This is a genomic window from Amycolatopsis sp. NPDC051071 (assembly GCF_040682875.1).
Lineage (GTDB): Bacteria > Actinomycetota > Actinomycetes > Mycobacteriales > Pseudonocardiaceae > Amycolatopsis.
The window spans coordinates 1-17482 of the sequence record NZ_JBFBBY010000075.1; the positions used below are offsets into that span (position 1 = coordinate 1).

A 17482-nucleotide genomic window follows, 5' to 3' on the forward strand; every position below is an offset into this window, starting at 1 on the left:
ACTGACCGGCCACCCCAACATCGCCGCCGGACTACGCCACAACGCCCGCGACCACACCCGACCACTACAACTACTCGGACTCTGACCACCAACCAACCACAACCGACTTTGCCGGGGCCCTGGCGCCTAGGTACAGGAAGGGGGCCTTCATGTACTTCGGGGAAGTGCCGCGCAAGATCGACGCCAGAATGAAGAATGGCCGCCCGGCCAGGGTTTTCACCCCGGCCAGGCGGCCTTCGTCTTCCGGTCGGGCTGACAGGATTCGAACCTGCGACCCCTTGACCCCCAGTCAAGTGCGCTACCAAACTGCGCCACAGCCCGGACCCGCGCTCCGTGGAGTGCGATGTGAGTACTTTAGCGGGTCCCGAATCCGGGCTTGCAACCAGGGGTAACTGCGTGTCTGACCTGGGAAAACAGATCGTGAGGGCCGCCATGCCGCAATCGGGCGGCCCTCACGGAGTCACTGTGGGTTGTCGGCGTGCGTGAGGGCCTGCCAGGAGAGCGCCGCGGTGCACGAACTCGCGGAACTGCTCATCGGCCGCGGCCCGCTCCTGATCGAAGGCCACTGGAAGGTCTTGCGCCGCGGTGGCTCCTATCGCGGCGGCCCGGTGCTCTCCAGTGCACCGGCAGGCTACGACCAGGCGCTGACCTATGGCGGCGAGGCAGCACTGTGGCCTCAACGACATTCCCAGCCACGACGACGGCGCGTGAAGGACTCCTTCCCTCGGCTCAGCCGCAGAAACTCGACCTTCACACCTTGCCAAGTACATGAAGGCCCCCTTCCTGTACATAGGCGCAAGGAAGGGGGCCTTCATGTACTTCCGCTGGCAGGCGACTACTTGCGGTAAGTGCCAGGTGCCCACAAGGGGCCCTTCGGGACAGCCAAGACAGGTCTCAGCTGAATACCACCGAGCGGAGGAGCAGCCGATCCGAAGCGCGACCTCCCGGCCGGAGTGTGTAGTAGGCATCTCCATCGCAGTTGCCGTTCCTGAACACGGTCGCGCTGCTGTCGGTGTTGTTGTGCGGCCGGAAGGCATAGGTGTCGTAGAAGTCGATGACCTCGGGGATATTCACGCACACACCGCTGGGCGGGTCTTCCAGCTCCCCTCTCTGGATTTCCCCGTCCTCGTCGTAGTAGTGGTAAGTGAACTCGCCCTCGGAGGCGGTCGCGATCGCCGGAACGGCGGCCACCAGCCCCACGGCGCTGATCAAGGCAAGCAGAGTCTTGTACAGACGCATCGGATCCCTTTCACTGGCGTGCAAGACTTCTCCACCGTCCCGCATTTGCCGCGAAGTCCCACCGATCTCAGCCGTTCGTGGGTCACCTGCATGAGTGCGGCCGTCGAGACGGCGGATCTTCGATCAGGATTCGCGGGTGGCTTCGTACCTGCCTGCGCTCCGAAGACGGCGTTCACCGGTTCGGGCAGTTCCTGCCGGATGACCGCGGGCGGATCCGCGGCCGCCGCGCGCCCACTACAAGTAGATCGGCGACGGCGATCACCCCGCTGTAGGGTTTTCGGATGGTGCGGGGAGTCGGCCGGGTCGAAGGCACGCTGCTGGCCGGCGTGGTGCTCGTGGCACTCGTCGTGACCGGGCTGCAGGCCAAATCACTCGGCACGTGGTTCCTGGAAGTCGTCTGGGTGCTCGCCGGGTTGCCGTTGGTGCTGGCGCTGCGTAAGAGTTTTCCGTTGACACGCCTGCTTTGCTGGCTGCTGGTGCTGCACGCGCTCGTGCTGTGTTACGGCGGGCAATACACCTACGCCGAGACCCCGCTCGGGGAATGGGCGCAGGAACTACTGGGGACCCAGCGGAACAATTACGACCGGCTCGGACATTTCATGCAGGGGTTCGTACCCGCGATCGCCGTACGAGAGGTGCTCCTGCGCCGGACTCCGCTGCGGCCCGGTGGCTGGGTCAGGTTCCTGACCGTCTGCGTCTGCTTGGCGATCGGGGCCTGTTTCGAGTTCGTGGAATGGTTCAGCGCGCTCCTCGCCGGAGCGGGCGCGGACGCCTTCCTCGCCACTCAAGGCGACGTCTGGGACACCCAGTGGGACTTGTTCCTCTGCCTGTGCGGCGCGGTCCTTTCGTCGCTGGTCTGGCGCCGGGTGCACGATCGCCAGCTCGCGCTCGCTTGACACCCCCGCGCAAAGCCTTCGCGAACTCCTCGACACTTCGGACGACCGCGAGTCGATGCTCCTGCATTTCGCGCGCTCGGTCACCGAAGAGGAGTCGGACATCCTGCGGCGGACACTGCGCCGGAAGCCCGGCAAGCGATGATCTTGGCGGCGGTACTCCTGCTCGGTGTCGTGGTAATCGGCTGGTTCTCACCCCGGCTGCTCGGCAGGCTGACCGACGGCGGGATCAGCCCGGGGACGGCGATCGCCTGGTGGTCGCTGACCGCGGCCCGGGATCATCGTCGGCACTCTCGGCGCCGTCCCCCTGCTCGCGCTGCCGGACCACGGACGCGCCGCGGCGATCACGCGGATCCTCCACGACTGCCTGCACCGGCGTCATCTGGACGTGCTCCGGCTGGCGGGCACCCGCGACTCCCGGCCGATCCCGACACTGTGGGTGCCCGACGACCGGCCGAGGGTGACACCGCGATCCGTTGGCGGTGGCTGGCGGAGCATTCCACCGGCCCGGTTCCCGGAACGGGTGCGGGCCGTCGCAGGCGGAACCCTCGCACTACTCGCCGCCCCCGTCCTCACCGTCGGCCTGATGTTCACGGCAGGGCTCGTTTCCTGCTGGTGAGCCGAGACGCGTATGAACGAAAGAGACCCGTTCGTCATCAATGCCGACGAACGGGTTCAGCGCGGACACCATCAGGTGACGGCCCGCTCCCGGCCGGAAGCGCGGCATTTCCCGAATGCCGCACGAACGTCGCGGATTGTCGTGTGCCGTGGACGAGTCGGGGACGGTAAATCGGGCAAGTCCCACTCACACGAGTGAGCAATGCCGCGAAACCGCCGGTTCGTTGCGCCGGAAAGGCGAATTGTCAGCGCTACTCAAACGGCGGCATTCAGCGAGCACGCACGGTCGTAACGTCGATTAAGGAGTGCGTCTCCAGCACTCACCCCGCAACGAATTTCGCAATCCATGGAGGTTTTCGTGATACGACGTCCTCTGCGCACAATGACGGCACTGGCCGGTGCCGCCGCGGCGGTCACCGCTTTCGCCACCCCGGCATCGGCGGCCACTGTCCTGAACGAAGCGGCGAGCCCGGCCGTTCTGGCCGCCGCGCAGGAGAAACTCGACGGTTCCCTCGGTTCCGCGTTCGCCGGATCCTGGCTGGACACGACGACCGGCCGACTGGTCGTCGGCACCACCGACTCAAGCGCTTCGGCGCGAATCCGGGCGGCGGGCGCGATCCCGAAGGTGGTCCGCCACAGTTCCGCCGAACTGAAGAAGATCCAGTCCACATTGGACAACAGAACCGCGGGCTTGCCCGCTTCGGTCGCGGGCTGGTATGTCGACGCGCCCGCGAACGAGGTCGTGGTCAGTGTCGTCGGCGGCGATCCGGCCGGTCGGGCCTGGGTCGCGGCGGCCGGGGTCCCGGTCCGGGTGGAACAGGTGAAGAGCGCACCGCGGCCATTGTGGAATGTGATCGGCGGCCAGGGGCTCTATTTCAACGGCGGCGCCTGCTCCGTCGGGTTCAACGCCTATGACGACGACGATCATTACGTGATCACCGCCGGCCACTGCACCGAACTCGGCGGCACGGTACGCGGCGTCGACGGCACGATCGGCAACGTCGCGAAATCGTCCTTCCCCGGCAACGACTACGGCACCATCAAGGTGACCCATAGCGACGTTTCGACGCCGCCGCGGGTCGACCGGTACGAGGACGGTACGGATGTCCGGATCGAGGGCGCCGACGTCGTCGGGGTCGGCGGCAAGATCTGCCGGTCCGGGATCACCACCCATTGGCAGTGCGGCCGGGTGGAAGCGCTGAACCAGACCGTGAACTACGGCAACGGGAACGTCGTGAGGGGCCTCACCCAGACCAGCGCGTGTGCCGAACCCGGCGACTCCGGTGGTTCGTACGTCAGCCGTCCCTCGTCGGGCTCCGGCACGAAGCTGGTGCAGGCCCAGGGCATGACCTCGGGTGGTTCCGGGAACTGCGACGAAGGCGGGACAACCTTCTTCCAGCCCGTCAAGGAGGTGCTGAACCGCTACGACCTGACCCTCGAAAAGGACTGATCCCGCGGCTGGTCGTGAGTGGCGATTCGGGTCTGACCCGAATCGCCACACACGACCAACGCGCCGCCGTCACCCGCCTGACTGTCGAGGAATTCGGTGACGCGTTCGGCCAGACCGCGGGCCTCGTGGACCAGTGCCTCGATTTCGGACCACCGGCGATGGACGCGTTCCGGATCCACCACCAGGATGCCGGAAACCATGTCCAGGTAGAGGTTCGCGTCCGCGCAGACCTCCGCCAGCCGCAGGAACGGATGGTGGTCGGCCTCGGTGCCCGCCCCGTGCGCGCCCGCCCATTCCCTGGCACGCATTCCCGCGCCGTGGCACGCGTCGACGAGGAAGCACCGGATCTCCTCCGCGCGGGTTTCCGGGCACGCGGGCGGCTTTCCCCTCAGCGGGAAAATCTTCCAGGCCACCGACAGCAAGCAGTCGGCCACGTCATCCATCGACTCCACGTCCACCGCGAGGAGTGTTCCGGTCCGCCACCGGCGACCGGCGGAATGACTCACCCGGACGGCGGGAACGACCCGATCGGGTGCGTTCAAGGTCGCGAAAGTGGCTTTCGCGACTCCTCCCCGCAGGGCTGCGTGTCAAGGGTGGGCGTGTCAAGGGCGGACGCGTCAAAGGCGGGCGGCTGGTCAGCCCCGTCGAGCGCCCGCGCGTCGACGACCCGCAGACCGGCGATGAGACCGGACAGTCCTTTGTGGCCTTGCGGCCGGATCGCGAGGATGCCGCTGACGAAGAACAGCAGGTTCGCCAGCGGCTCGAAGCCGCCGTTGACCGCGGAAGCCAGGGTGAGCAGGGTGAAGTAGCCGCCGGAACCGGCCAGGAACCGCAGGATCATCCGCCACACCGCGGGTTTGCCGCCGTCCGGCCCGACCGGGCGCAGCAGCACCACCCGCTGTCCGAAGCTGGCGCCGTCGCCCGCGAGCGGAATGACGAACAGCAACAGGAGCGCGGGCAGCAGCGTGGTGATCAGGGCCGAGACCACCGTGTTCGGTTCGCCCACCAGCACGATCGTCACGATCCCGATGGTCGTGCCCAGCAGCACGACGGACAGGAGATCGACCGCCATCCCAAGCAGACGTCGGCGCGCGGTGACCGGCCGGGGCATTTCCGGCGGCGCCGACGGCTCCTTTCCCGGCAGCAACCGAAACAAGGGCGCGAGGCCGAAGCCGATGGCGGCGCCCAGGGTGTTGGTCAGCAGGTCATCGACGTCGGCCAGCCGGTACGGGCATTCGAACAGGAACCAGACGCCGGTGAACTGCGTGGTTTCGATGAACAGCGAGACCACGAAGCCGATGGCGACGGTGCTCAAGAAGTTCCGGCGGAACAAATGCCGGAGGAACATGCCCAGTGGCACGAACAACGCGACGTTGAACACCGCCTGCTGGACGGCGGGATTGCGCGGGAACGACCGGAGACCGGTGCCCGTTTGTTCGCGGCGGATGTCGGCGAGGAACTGGAACGGTCGCAGTTGCAGGTGACTCGCCGCGTGTTCGGCGCACCATCCCGCGGTCGTCCGCGGGACGGGCAGCAACGTGTACGTCCACAAGGACATCGCGTAGACCAGGAACCCGAAGACCAGCAGTACCCGCCAGAGCCCGACCTCGCCGCGGCGCCGGTAGCTCGCCGCGAGGTAGGGAACCGCCAGCACGATCGCGAGCGCGAAACCCGCGAACACCGCGATGACGGCGGAGATGGTCGGATCAGTCACTCGCGGAAGTTAACAACGCTCGCTCCGGCGCACCCGTTACGCCACCTGGCCGGGTGACGGCGTCCAGTGCGCGCTGGTGGGCGAGAGCGGCGATCGCGAACGTCAGGTGGACGACGACCCAATTGCGATCTTCGCGGTGGACCCGTTGCAACAGATCGAGGGTCGCGTCGCCAGGGCTGCGACCTTGGCAGCGGGCGTCGATGAAAGCCTGGGTCAGTTCGTCGACGTTCCTTCGAAACTCCGCGAAGGCGTCGACGGGCTTCGCGTTGGAGCAGCAATCCACGGTCACGTCACTCAGCGTTTCATAACGCGACGCAAAGTTACGAACCGAGGGTGTTTGAATCACTCACGCGAGGTACGCCCCTGCGGATAACTGTGCTCCGCGTCACGCCGAGGCGAGCTTGGCGGGCAACGGGCGTTCCCGTTCGGCCGCCTTCGCCTCGCGGGTGACCGGCAACCGCTGATCGAGGTCGAGCAGCAGCGGGGTCACCGCCATCAGCGCCAGCAGGATGAGCCCGGCGTACGCACCCAAAGTTTCGATGATCGCCATTTCTGCCTCCTCGATCCCGTGCCACCCGTTTCAAGCGGCCTGGAACCAGGATCGCTTGGCAACGGGGTCCGGCGGATCGGTCATCCGGCGGACAAGCCTCGACCGGTCGGCCTTTTCGGCACCGGCCGTTCGGCCGACCCCGGACGGCGATGCAGTAAATCGAACCGCGACCACATGGCCTCGGCCGCCTCGATGGATTCGCCGGTACGGACGGGATCGACGGCGGCGAGTTGCGCGACGATGGCCTGCACCAGGCTCATCCCGGCGGTCAGCGACGGGAAGAACGTCACACCCTCGGCAGGCACCATCAGCACCTGCTCGACGGCGCCCGCCAGCGCGGGACTGGCCGCGTCGGTGATCGCGAACGCACGCGCTCCCCTGGCCTTGGCCTCGTTCGCGGCGAGCACGGTGCTTTCGTACAGGCGCCAGAAACTGATCGCGATCAGCACGTCCTCGCCGGTCAGTTTCGCTGTCGCGTTGGCGAGTTCGGCGTCGCCGGCGGTGATCGCGTGGACGTCGTAGCCCGCCAGCCGCGCGTTGTGCGCGAAGGCGATCCCGACGGCGGCGTAGCTACCGTCGGCGATGACGACAGTGCGGCGCGCGGCGGCGACGGCCTGTGCGACGTTGCGGATCTCGTCTTCGTCGAACCGCCGGTTCAGCAGGGCGAGGCTGTCGAGGTCGCGGCGCAGTGACGCCGAACCAGGCGAGTCGACGTCCCGGTGTTCCTCGGCGACCTGCGGTGCGCTCAGCGACGACATGTACCGCGCGCGCAGTTCCTGTTGCAGGGCGGGCCAGCCGGCGAATCCCAGTGCCTGCGCGGTGCGGGTGACGGTGGCGACGTTGACCCCGGCGAGCTGGGCGAGCTCCGCCGTCGAACCGAATGACGCCCGCCGGGGCTGGGAAACCAGTACTTCGAGCACGGCCGCCGACTTCGGCCGCAGTCCGCGTTCCGGCGTCCGATCCCGAAGCCACGCCTCGAAACCGTCGTCGGTTCCCGTCTCTGTCACGCGTACCCTCCCTCGACCGCGCCACGGTAACGCATCGTGCTCACCAAACCACTTGCAACAACCATTGCAGTTTTACTGAAACGCAGTATACGTTGTCCGCACTCCTCGTCGCCCGAACCACGGAAGGCGTTCCCCATGACGCTTCTGGCACGACTGGACCGGCTTCCGCTGAGCCGTCCCCATTACCTGCTTCTGTTCATCGGCGGGCTCGGCTACACCTTCGACGGCATGGACTCCGCCGTCGTCGCCTTCCTCCTGCCCAGCGCGAAAGCCGCATGGGGACTCGACAACGGACAGCTCGGGCTGATCGGTTCGGCGACACCGTTCGGCTTCCTCTTCGGCGCGATCGCCGCCGGCCTGCTCGGCGACCGCATCGGCCGCAAGAAGGTCATGATGTACGCGCTGGCCTTCTACGCGGTGTTCTCGGTGATCGCCGCGTTCTCCCCGAATTACGAGGTCTTCCTGGGAGCACGCGTACTGGCCGGGGCGGGCGCGGGCGCCGAAAGCGCGATCATCGCGCCGTTCCTGTCCGAGTTCGTCCCCGCCAAACGACGCGGCTGGTTCGTCGGCGCGCTGGCCGGGTTCTTCTCGTTCGGGTTCGTCATGGCCGCACTGATCGGCCGGTTCATCGTCCCGACGGTGCCGGAGGGCTGGCGTGTCGCGCAGCTGATCACGGCGTTGCCGATCGTCATGCTGCTGTGGTGGCGCCGGTCCCTGCCGGAGTCACCACGCTTCCTGGTCGCGAACGGACGTCACGACGAAGCCGAGAAGATCGTCGCGAAGCTGGAGCGAGACGTCGAAAAGGCGACCGGGGAAACACTTCCGCCGGTCACCGAGACCGATGTCCAGCCGGTGACCGAGACGCCGAAGGTCAACCTCTTCAGCGCGCTGAAGTTCCTGTGGAGCCCGGCGATGGCGCGCCGGACGGCGGTGATCTGGACCGTCTGGTTCGTGATCACGTTCTCCTACTACGGTTTCTTCTCCTGGATCCCGACGCTGCTCATCGAACGCGGGATCACCGTGACGAAGAGCTTCGAGTTCTCGATCATCATCTATCTGGCCCAGATCCCCGGGTACTTCTCCGCCGCCTGGCTTTCCGAACGGCTCGACCGCAAGCACACCATCGCGTTGTACCTCGCGGGGTCGGCGGTGAGCGCGTTCTGGCTGAGCCAGATGGACGCGGCCTGGTCGATCACCCTCGCCGGGGCGGTGCTGTCGTTCTTCCTCAACGGCACCTACGCCGGCGTGTACTCCTACACCCCCGAGGTGTTCCCGACCTGGATCCGCGCCAGCGGGACCGGGCTGTCCAGCGCGTTCGGCCGGGTCGGCAGCATCCTGGCCCCGACGATCATCGGCCTTTCGGCGGCGAGCCTCGGGTTCGCCGGCGTCTTCGGCATGACCACCGCCGTGCTGGCGGCCGGGGTGGTGGTCGTAATCGTGTTCGGCCTCTCCACCGCCGGCCGGTCCCTGGAAGAACTCACCGAACACGGCGCCCCCGCGGCGACCGCGAAGGAGATGATGAAATGACCGTCTCACTGTCCACTGTGGAGGACAAGACCCGCGCGACGATCGGCGTGCGGCTGTTCACCGTGCTGGCGTGGGTGCCCGAACGGCAGGCGTTGCGGCGGGTGCACAGCAGCCATCCGCGCGAGTACCCGGTGGGCGGTGAGAAGACCGTCGAGGTGGCCGCGGGCTGGCTGGCGCGGTGCGTCACCGGGCAAGAACCCTACTTCGGGGCGGACAGCGCGGCGGTGCGGGAGATCTTCGCCGACCACGACCTGATCGCCGGACTCGGCTGCGGCGCGGTGATCAACGTGCCCGTGGTGGACGACGACGGGAACACGCTCGGCGTCCTCAACATCCTCGACGCCGAGGGCAGCTACGACGACGCGTCCGTCGAGGCTGCCGTGTCTCTGGCACCGTTGGCCGTCCCGGCCCTGCGCGAACTGAAGGAGACCTGGTGAACGGATCACTGCTGCTGCGCAACGCCCGCCTGCTCGACCCGGTCAAGGGCGAGTACACCGAGGGCGACCTGCGATGTGAGGACGGCCGGATCGTCGAGACCGGCCCGGGTCTCACCACCACCGCCGGTGACGTACGGACCGAAGACCTGCGCGGTGCCGTCGTGCTGCCCGGTCTCGTCGACGCGCATGTGCACGTGACCGCGTCGACGGCGGATCTCGGCTCGCTCCCGGCGTCGTCACCGTCCTATGTGGCCGCGCACAGCGCCAGGACGATGAGCCGGATGCTGGACCGTGGCTTCACCACCGTCCGCGACGCGTCGGGTGCCGACTACGGTCTCGCCGACGCACAGGCCGAAGGCTTGTTCCGGGGTCCGCGGCTGCTGTTCTGCGGTCGGGCGCTGAGCCAGACCGGCGGGCACGGCGACAGCCGCACCCGCGGCGCCAACGCCAGCGACGATCATCCGTGCTGCGCCGGTCTCGGCCGGGTGGCCGACGGTGTCGACGCGGTCCGCGCGGCGGCACGCGACGAACTGCGCAAGGGGGCGCACCACATCAAGGTGATGGCCTCCGGCGGCGTCGCCTCCCCCACCGACCGCGTCGATTCGGTCCAGTACTCCGCGGAGGAACTGCGCGCCATCGTCGAGGAGGCGGAGGCGGCGAACCGTTACGTGGCCGCGCACGCCTACACCGCCCGCGCCGTGAACCGCGCGCTGGAACTGGGTGTCCGGTCGATCGAGCACGGCAACCTGATCGACGACCTCAGTGTCGAACTGTTCCTGCGCCACGACGCTTTCCTCGTGCCTACTTTGGTCACCTACTGGGCGCTGAAGGAGGAAGGGCGCGAGCACGGCCTGCCGGAATCGAGCTGGCGCAAGGTCGACGACGTGCTCGGAGCGGGCATGGCGGCACTGGAACGCGCCGCGCGAGGCGGGGTGAAACTGGTCTACGGCAGCGATCTCCTCGGCGGCATGCACCGGCACCAGAACCACGAATTCCGGCTGCGCGGCGAGGTCCAGCCCGCATTGGACGTCCTCCGCTCCGCGACGTCGGCCGCGGCGGACCTGCTGAACCTGACCGGTGAGATCGGCACGCTGGCCCCGGGCGCGCACGCGGATTTGCTCGTCGTCGACCGGGATCCGCTGGCGGACATCGGGGTGCTGGCCGAACCGTCACGTTTCCGGCACGTGATCCAGGGCGGGACAGTGGTCTCAGGCTCGTGAGGGTGACCCACGACCTAGAGGACGAATCCGGCGGGGAACGGGTCGTCCGGGTCGAGCAGGTAGGTGGCGTTGCCGGTGATCCACGCCCGCCCCGAGAACTCCGGCACCACGGCGGGAACGCCGCCGACGGTGGTCTCGGCGACCAGTTCACCGGTGAAGGTGGTGCCGATGAACGAGCTGTTCTCGAACGGCGTGTTCAGCGGAAGCTCGCCGCGGGCGTGCAGTTGCGCCATCCTCGCCGAGGTTCCGGTGCCGCACGGCGATCGGTCGAACCAGCCGGGGTGGATGGCCATGGCGTTCCGCGACGCGCGGGCGTCCGACCCCGGAGCGAGGAACTGGACGTGTTTGCAGCCACCGATCAGCGGATCGGCCGGATGCTTCGGCGGGCGCTGGTCGTTGATCGCCGCCATGATGTCCAGCCCCGCGGCGAGGATCCGGTCCTTCTCCGCGCGTTCGAACGGGATGTCCACTTCGGACAGTTCGAGGATGGCGTAGAAGTTGCCGCCGTAGGCCAGGTCGTAGCGCACCTCACCGAGTCCTGGCACCTCGACGACGGCATCGCGTTCCGCAAGGAACGACGCGACATTGCGTAGTTTGACCCGCTCGGCACGGCCGTCGCGGACGTCGACCTCCGCGTGCACGAGTCCGGCGGGGGTGTCCAGACGCACCACGGTCTTCGGTTCGGTCACCTCGACCATGCCGGTCTCCACCAGCACGGTCGCCACGCCGATCGTGCCGTGCCCGCACATCGGCAGGCAACCCGACACCTCGATGTAGACGACGCCCCAGTCGGCGTCGGGGCAGGCAGGCGGCTGCAGGATGGCGCCGCTCATCGCGGAATGGCCGCGCGGCTCGTTCATCAGGAACTGCCGCAGGTGGTCCAGATGCGCCATGAAGTACCGGCGCCGTTCAGCCATGGTGTCGCCGGGGATGACGCCGACCCCGCCGGTCACCACCCGCGTCGGCATGCCCTCGGTATGCGAGTCGACGGCGGTGATCGACCGGATCGAACGCACTACGCCACCCCCAGCGAGGCGAGCGCGCGGCCCATGTCCGCGCGGACCTGCTCGCGGTGCTCGTCGGTCAGCGGCCCACGCGGCGGACGGCACGGCCCACCGTAGCGCCCGACGAGGTCCATGCCGAACTTGATGGCCTGGACGAACTCGGTCCGCGAGTCCCAGCGGAACGCGGCCACCAGCGGTTCGTACAGCGCCCGTGCCTCCTCGAGTTTCCCGGACGTCGCCAGTTCGAACAAGCGCACCGATTCTGCGGGGAACACGTTCGGGAAACCGGCGAACCAGCCCGTCGCGCCCATCAGCAGGCTTTCCAGCACGACGTCGTCGGCGCCGCTGATCACGTCCAGCCCCGGCGCCTGCTCACGGATCTCCAGCACCCGCCGGACGTCGCCGGAGAACTCCTTGACCGCCACCACGTTGTCGATCGCGGCGATCTCGGCCAGCAGCTCGGGAGTGAGATCGACCTTGGTGTCGATGGGGTTGTTGTAGACCATGACCGGCAGCCCGACCGACGCCACCGCCTCGAAGTGGGCCAGTACCTCGCCGCGATTCGCGCGGTACATCGTCGGCGGCAGGCACAAGAGGCCGCCGGCGCCGTCCTCGGCCGCGGCCTCCGCCCAGTGCCTGGCCTGGTGCGATCCGGGGCCGTGCACGCCGACGACGACGATCCCGTCCTCGCCGACGGTCTCGATCGCGGTGCGGGCGACCCGGCGGCGCTCGTCGTCGGCGAGCGAGGAGTACTCGCCGAGCGAACCGTTCGGGCCGACGCCCCGGCAGCCGTTGTCGATCAGCCACCGGCAGTGCGCGGCGTAGGCGTCGTAGTCCACGGCCAGGCCGGCGGGCGCCGACTCGTCCACCCGGTACGGGAGGGCGGTCGCGACGACGACGCCACCGAGGTCGGGGGTGCTCATGCGGAGGTCTCCTTCGGTTCGGCGAGTTCGCCAAGCCGGATCGGCTGGGCGATCGGGCGATGGTGCCGTTCGGCTCCGCCGCGGAGTTCGGACACGGTGGTGCCGCAGATCCGGCCCTGGCACGGGCCGAGTCCGGCACGGGTGCCGAGTTTCAGCGCGTGCGAGCCGGGGCAGGCCGGGTCTCGGACCGCGCGAGTGAGCTCGCCGTAGGTGGTTTCCTCGCAACGGCAGACGATCGTGTCCTCACCGAGCCAGCCGCGCCAGGCCAGGCCGATCGGGTGCGCGGTCGCGAGCCGTTCGGCGAAGGTCAGTGCCCGGTCGCGGGCGCGGATCAGTGCCCGGCCCGGAATGCCGCCCGCGGCGACGCATCCGGCCACGGCGCCTTCGGCCGCGGAAGTGACGGCGCCGCCGATCCCGGTGATCTCACCCGCGGCGAAGACACCGTCCACTGTGGTGCGCTGGTCGCCGTCGACGCGGACGAAGCCGCCGTCCAGGACGCAGCCTGCCGCGACGGCGAGTTCGGGCTGGGGAACGAAGCCGTGCCCGACGCAAACCGCGTCGACCTCGTACGTCCGTTCGGTTCCGGGGACGACCGACCAGTCCGCGCGGACCTTGGCGGTGACGACCTCGCGGACGCGGTCGGCTCCGCGTGCTTCGATGACGGCCCGGCCCGATCGGTACGGGACCCGATGCCGCGCCAGCGTGGCGGCATAGCGCGCGAGTTCTCCGGCCTTGCCCGGCTGGGTGGCGAGCAGCCACGGGCGCGCCGACCATCCTTTCAGGACGGTCGCGAACGGGTTTGCTTCCAGCACCGCGACCACCTCGGCCCCGACGCCCAGCAGTGATTCCGCGACCGGCAAGAGGAACGGTCCGGCACCGGCGACGAGCACCCGCCGACCGATCGCGACCCGCTCCCCCTTGGCCAGTGCCTGCGCCGCACCCGCGGTGTACACGCCGGGTAGTTCCCAGCCGGGGAACGGCAGGGTGCGGTCGTGGGCACCGGTCGCCAGGATCAGCGCGTCCGGGTCGAGGGTCAGCCGCCGCCGTCCGCCGCCGTCGGGCTGCCCCCGCAGCACGTGCACCCGGTTCTCCGGGCGGTCCAGCGCCCAGACCGTGGAGCCGGGCCACCACCGGCAGCGCGGGTGATCGAGAACGCGACGACGCCGGTCGAACTCCCGCCAGCCGTGCTGGACCCGGTCCGGCCGCCGTGCGGCGAAAGTGCCGGGCAGCATGCGGTGGTACTGGCCGCCGGGAGCGTCGGCCTGATCCAGCACCGTGACCCGGGCGCCGGCCAGCAGCGCGTGCTCGGCCGCCGCGAGCCCGGCGGGTCCGGCGCCGACGATCACCACCTGCCTCATCCTCCCTCCACCCGGGACTGGGTACGGATTTCGTCACCGTCGGCGGCCGGACGACGGCAGGCGCGGACGTCGGGCACGTCGTTGACCGTGAGCACGCAGTCGAAACACGCGCCGATACCGCAGAAGACACCGCGGGGCGCGCCGGAACGCGTGGTACGCCACGACGTCCGCCCGGCGGCGAGCAGGACACCCGCCACACTCTGGCCCGCGATCCCGGACACGGGTTCGCCGTCGACGGTGATCCGGATCGGGAAGTCGGTGCGGCCCACCGGATCCCGGTCACGGGGAAACAGCCACGCGCTCATCCGGCCACCTCCGCCAGTACCGCCGGACGATCCACGGTGAACTCGCCGACCGGCATCGCGGGTTCGGCGCCGGTGAGCAGTTCGCGCAGCAACCACGCGGTGCCCACGCTCAGCCCGATACCGGCACCCTCGTGTCCGGTGGCGTGCCACAGGTTCCCCAGCCGCGGATCCTCGCCGAGCACGGGGAGGTGATCGTCCACATAGGGCCGGAAACCACCGTAGGCCCGCATGATCGCGGCGTCGGCGAGCGACGGGAAGAGCCGCAGTGCCTTGGCCGCGATGGCGCTCAGGACGTCGGGGCGGATCGTGTCGTCGAAGCCGACCCGGCGCCGGGACGAGCCGATCAGCACGGTACCGCCCCAGGTCGATTCGACGACGGCGGAGGTTCGCAGGTCGCCTGAATCGGCACCGACCGCTCCGACATAATCGGCGTCGTAGACCTTGTGGCGCACCACGCCGGGCATCGGCATGGTGACCAGCACCTCGCCCCGGCGTGGCCGGACCGCGATCGGGGCACCGAGGAGCGCCGACACCTGCCCTGCCCATGGTCCCGCCGCGTTGACGACGACGTCGGCCTCGATGATCTCGCCCGGTACGCGAACCCCGGTGATCCGGCCACTGTGGACAGTCACGCCGACGACCTCGGTATCGGTACGCAACCGGGCGCCGTGGCGCAGTGCGGAAGCCAGCAGGGCGAGCGTCGCGCCCGCGGGCTGGACCTGAGCGTCCTCCGGATAGTGGAGTGCGGTGGTGACGTCGCGGGTCAGCGCGGGTTCGGCGGCCGCGAGTTCCTTGGGGGACAACGGTTCCGCGCGGACACCGGCTTGCGTCTCGGCGAACGCGGTGAGGGCGCGGGCGCCGTCGTCGGTCGTGGCGACCACGATGCCGCCCTTGGGGTCGTACTCCATCGCCGAGGCGGCGTGCGCGTCCTCGTCGGCGATCTCGGCGACCACCCGCGGCCACAACCGCACCGACAGTTTGGCGAGTTCGAGTTCGGCACCCGGTCCCTTGTCGGAGACGAGAACATTGCCTTCACCGTGGGAGGTGGTGCCGCCGGCTGGACGGCCCCTGTCGACGACCACGACGTCGAAGCCCGCCCGGCTGAGCTCACGGGCGCACGCGGCGCCGATGATGCCCGCGCCGAGTACGACCACGCGCGTTCGGTTCATCGACCCTCCAGCGTTCGGTAAAGCGAACGATCGGAGCGTAGGTTCTTCCCTGGAAGAGTGTCAACACCTACCGGGGAGTCAGCCCTTCAACACGGGATGCGGCCTGGCGTCGAGCCGTTCGTCCGCACGGTATTGCAGCAGCAGGACCGAATGCATCGGAGCTTCGATCGCGGTGTAGCAATGCGGCTCGCGGGCATCGAACGCGACGTAGTCCCCTGGTCCGACGTCGACGGTCCGGCCGGCCACCTCGACCCGGAGCGAACCGGTCTGGACGACGGTGTGCTCGATCCCCACATGTCCCTGGGAACGTTGCGGTGCGTCACCGCGTACGACCTGGTCGTAGACCTCGAAAACGCCGTAGCCGGTTTCGATCCGGCGCAGGGGCCGCAGATCCACGCCCTCGCCGCGGAGCACCTCGACGTCGGCCCCTCGCACGACAGTGAGCGCGCCGCCCGCCCGATGGTCGAGCAGGTCGGAGATCGCCACTTCGAGCACCCGGGACAGGCTGAACACGGTTTCGATGGTGGGGTTGCCGCCGCCGGACTCCAGCTGCGACAGCGTCGCCTTGCCGATACCCGATCGCCGGGACAGCTCGGAGAGCGAAATCCCCCTCGCCGCCCTCGCCGCGCGCAGGTTGACCGCCAGCATGTCCCGGATCGAGGGCGTCTCGTCCTCCACCGCTTCTCCCCTGTCGTTCGTCAAACCGTACGACCGGAGGGCGAATCGTTCGCTTTGCCGATCGAGTTCGCCGACATCATGACATGCCGTCCGGCGGGCGGGGCATAGCCGCGGCCGATGGGGCGACGCGATGGTGGGTGGTCCCGGCCGCGATGAAACTTCCTCACCAACCGGTGTGTCACCGTCGACACAGGGTCACGGGCGCACCGTCGTTCCCCTCCAGCGAGGAGATTCCCGTGCAGCTGATCCGCAGATCCGCGGGCCGACGCCTTCGCGCGTTCGGCGCGGTGCTCATCACGACCCTCGGGCTGAGCGTGGCCGTGACCACCGTCCCGGCCACGGCGTCCGCGAACGCCTGCCTGACCGGCACGCTTGCCTTCGACCACCTCGACGCCGAAGCCGGGCCGGGCAAACCCGTCCGCACGCAGGTGGCCCGCAACGCGAACTGGGAGCTGTGGGGCCGCACCGGTTCCGGTGCGGCGAGCCGTCTCGCCGCCGGTATCACCGGCGCGTCCGACGGCCGGTTCACCGCGTGCCACACCGCCTCCCTTGCCGAGGCGTACGTGCGGTTCCGGTCGAGCAGCACGTCGATGTGGCGGGTCGTGAAGGCCGCGAACAACACCACCGACTACACGTTCGACTCGGCACGCCGCACGAACGTGTCCGGCACCCAGGACCTCGGCACGGTGAAGGTCCCCTCGACGCTGCAACGCGCGTGGAAGGTCGTGGACACGCTCAACATTTTGTACTGGAAGCGCGCCAACCCGTCCTCGTCGTGCTGGACCGCCCGCCAGTCCGACGGCCGGTGCGACCAGATCACCTTCGTCTGGGACCCGAAGGTCGCCGACGGCGGTTACTGGGACTACCCGAACACAAACTACGTCTTCCTCGGCAACACCATGCCCGACTCGAAGCATCTCGTGCTCCACGAAGCCGGGCACTGGCTCCAGTGGCAGCTTTACGGGCGTGCCTTCCCCGTGGTCGACAACTGCAATCCGCACTACGTCCAGAAGCACAGCTCGAAATCCTGCGCGTGGACTGAAGGCTTCGCCGACGCCGTCGCCGCCTACGCCCTCGGCGACTACCGGTACGTGTACGACAACGGGAACTCGGTCGGCTTCGAGAACAACGGCCCGACCGCGGGCTGGGATGACGGCGACACCGTACAGGGCCGGGTCGGGTCGTCCCTGCTGGATCTCTGGGCGTCGAATGGGCCGGACGGCGGCAACTGGAACCGCACGATCGCGCTGATGACCCGGGACTTCAGCCAGGACTTCCGTGAGTACTTCACGAAGGACCGGCCCGCGGCCGGCCTTTCGGCAACCGGTGCGGCCGCGCGGATCCTCGCCGGGCACACCATCTCCTACTGACTCCGGCGTCGGAGGGCCGG

Annotated in this window: 19 protein-coding genes, 1 tRNA gene and 2 pseudogenes; 9 read left to right on the top strand and 13 right to left on the bottom strand. The window is 68.7% G+C overall.

Features of this window, described 5'->3' with window-relative positions; all coding sequences use genetic code 11:
* Positions 1–247 precede the first annotated feature (247 nt).
* Positions 248–321, bottom strand: a tRNA-Pro gene (locus AB0M65_RS23290).
* A 182-nt stretch (positions 322–503) separates the two neighbouring features.
* Between AB0M65_RS23290 and AB0M65_RS23295 the strand changes: the two are divergent.
* Positions 504–647 (top strand): annotated as a pseudogene (locus tag AB0M65_RS23295) (D-galactonate dehydratase); the annotation flags it as partial.
* Positions 648–894: 247 nt separating this feature from the next.
* Here AB0M65_RS23295 and AB0M65_RS23300 read toward each other — a convergent pair.
* Entirely contained in the window at positions 895–1239 is a 345-nt protein-coding gene (locus AB0M65_RS23300) for a hypothetical protein (protein ID WP_364031032.1), read from the bottom strand.
* 281 nt (positions 1240–1520) lie between these two features.
* On the opposite strand from AB0M65_RS23300, the gene AB0M65_RS23305 reads away from it, so the two are divergent.
* The 4 genes and pseudogenes from AB0M65_RS23305 to AB0M65_RS23320 all read left to right on the top strand — a co-directional run bounded on the left by AB0M65_RS23305 (position 1521) and on the right by AB0M65_RS23320 (position 4200).
* Complete coding sequence (locus AB0M65_RS23305) at positions 1521–2135, top strand: DUF2238 domain-containing protein (protein ID WP_364031035.1); 615 nt, start codon at positions 1521–1523, stop codon at positions 2133–2135.
* Between the two features lie 7 nt (positions 2136–2142).
* Positions 2143–2277 (top strand): annotated as a pseudogene (locus tag AB0M65_RS23310) (BlaI/MecI/CopY family transcriptional regulator); the annotation flags it as partial.
* Positions 2278–2520: 243 nt separating this feature from the next.
* The gene (locus AB0M65_RS23315) at positions 2521–2751 is read left to right on the top strand and encodes a hypothetical protein (RefSeq protein WP_364031038.1); all 231 of its coding nucleotides are present in this window, start codon (positions 2521–2523) and stop codon (positions 2749–2751) included.
* A gap of 357 nt (positions 2752–3108) precedes the next feature.
* Positions 3109–4200 carry a S1 family peptidase gene (locus AB0M65_RS23320; protein WP_364031041.1) on the top strand — a complete coding sequence of 364 codons (1092 nt, stop codon included), beginning with the start codon at positions 3109–3111 and terminating at the stop codon, positions 4198–4200.
* On the opposite strand, the gene AB0M65_RS23325 is transcribed toward AB0M65_RS23320, so the two are convergent.
* The 5 genes from AB0M65_RS23325 to AB0M65_RS23345 form a co-directional block, all read right to left on the bottom strand.
* On the bottom strand, positions 4173–4742 hold the full coding sequence (locus AB0M65_RS23325) for a hypothetical protein (RefSeq protein ID WP_364031044.1): 570 nt from the start codon (positions 4740–4742) through the stop codon (positions 4173–4175). The genes AB0M65_RS23320 and AB0M65_RS23325 overlap by 28 nt on opposite strands.
* Positions 4739–5914: a VanZ family protein gene (locus tag AB0M65_RS23330; RefSeq protein WP_364031047.1), complete on the bottom strand. Its 1176-nt coding sequence runs from the start codon at positions 5912–5914 to the stop codon at positions 4739–4741. Before AB0M65_RS23330 ends, AB0M65_RS23325 begins: the two co-directional genes overlap by 4 nt.
* A complete protein-coding gene (locus tag AB0M65_RS23335; protein ID WP_364031050.1) occupies positions 5907–6203 on the bottom strand; it encodes a hypothetical protein in 297 nt (98 codons plus the stop codon). The genes AB0M65_RS23330 and AB0M65_RS23335 overlap by 8 nt, the downstream gene beginning before the upstream one ends.
* A gap of 96 nt (positions 6204–6299) precedes the next feature.
* Positions 6300–6464 (bottom strand): hypothetical protein, encoded by a 165-nt coding sequence (locus AB0M65_RS23340; protein WP_364031053.1) that lies wholly within the window; start codon positions 6462–6464, stop codon positions 6300–6302.
* 80 nt (positions 6465–6544) lie between these two features.
* Complete coding sequence (locus tag AB0M65_RS23345; RefSeq protein WP_364031056.1) at positions 6545–7471, bottom strand: MurR/RpiR family transcriptional regulator; 927 nt, start codon at positions 7469–7471, stop codon at positions 6545–6547.
* A 135-nt stretch (positions 7472–7606) separates the two neighbouring features.
* On the opposite strand from AB0M65_RS23345, the gene AB0M65_RS23350 reads away from it, so the two are divergent.
* From AB0M65_RS23350 to AB0M65_RS23360, 3 genes are read left to right on the top strand one after another with little or no spacing between them, the layout of a single operon-like run.
* Positions 7607–8998, top strand: a complete 1392-nt coding sequence (locus tag AB0M65_RS23350; RefSeq protein WP_364031058.1) for an MFS transporter — start codon at positions 7607–7609, stop codon at positions 8996–8998.
* Positions 8995–9435: a GAF domain-containing protein gene (locus AB0M65_RS23355; RefSeq protein WP_364031061.1), complete on the top strand. Its 441-nt coding sequence runs from the start codon at positions 8995–8997 to the stop codon at positions 9433–9435. Before AB0M65_RS23350 ends, AB0M65_RS23355 begins: the two co-directional genes overlap by 4 nt.
* The gene (locus AB0M65_RS23360; RefSeq protein ID WP_364031064.1) at positions 9432–10655 is read left to right on the top strand and encodes an amidohydrolase family protein; all 1224 of its coding nucleotides are present in this window, start codon (positions 9432–9434) and stop codon (positions 10653–10655) included. Before AB0M65_RS23355 ends, AB0M65_RS23360 begins: the two co-directional genes overlap by 4 nt.
* Positions 10656–10669: 14 nt before the next feature.
* Here AB0M65_RS23360 and AB0M65_RS23365 read toward each other — a convergent pair whose 3' ends face one another.
* The 6 genes from AB0M65_RS23365 to AB0M65_RS23390 form a co-directional block, all read right to left on the bottom strand.
* Complete coding sequence (locus AB0M65_RS23365) at positions 10670–11671, bottom strand: proline racemase family protein (protein ID WP_364031067.1); 1002 nt, start codon at positions 11669–11671, stop codon at positions 10670–10672.
* Positions 11671–12582 carry a dihydrodipicolinate synthase family protein gene (locus AB0M65_RS23370; protein ID WP_364031070.1) on the bottom strand — a complete coding sequence of 304 codons (912 nt, stop codon included), beginning with the start codon at positions 12580–12582 and terminating at the stop codon, positions 11671–11673. Before AB0M65_RS23370 ends, AB0M65_RS23365 begins: the two co-directional genes overlap by 1 nt.
* Positions 12579–13940, bottom strand: a complete 1362-nt coding sequence (locus AB0M65_RS23375) for an FAD/NAD(P)-binding oxidoreductase (RefSeq protein WP_364031073.1) — start codon at positions 13938–13940, stop codon at positions 12579–12581. Before AB0M65_RS23375 ends, AB0M65_RS23370 begins: the two co-directional genes overlap by 4 nt.
* On the bottom strand, positions 13937–14245 hold the full coding sequence (locus tag AB0M65_RS23380; protein WP_364031076.1) for a (2Fe-2S)-binding protein: 309 nt from the start codon (positions 14243–14245) through the stop codon (positions 13937–13939). The genes AB0M65_RS23375 and AB0M65_RS23380 overlap by 4 nt, the downstream gene beginning before the upstream one ends.
* Entirely contained in the window at positions 14242–15414 is a 1173-nt protein-coding gene (locus AB0M65_RS23385; protein ID WP_364031079.1) for an FAD-dependent oxidoreductase, read from the bottom strand. Before AB0M65_RS23385 ends, AB0M65_RS23380 begins: the two co-directional genes overlap by 4 nt.
* Before the next feature lie 78 nt (positions 15415–15492).
* Positions 15493–16092 (bottom strand): XRE family transcriptional regulator, encoded by a 600-nt coding sequence (locus tag AB0M65_RS23390; protein ID WP_364031082.1) that lies wholly within the window; start codon positions 16090–16092, stop codon positions 15493–15495.
* 236 nt (positions 16093–16328) lie between these two features.
* Between AB0M65_RS23390 and AB0M65_RS23395 the strand changes: the two genes are divergently transcribed.
* A complete protein-coding gene (locus AB0M65_RS23395; protein ID WP_364031085.1) occupies positions 16329–17462 on the top strand; it encodes a metalloprotease in 1134 nt (377 codons plus the stop codon).
* Positions 17463–17482: the final 20 nt, after the last annotated feature.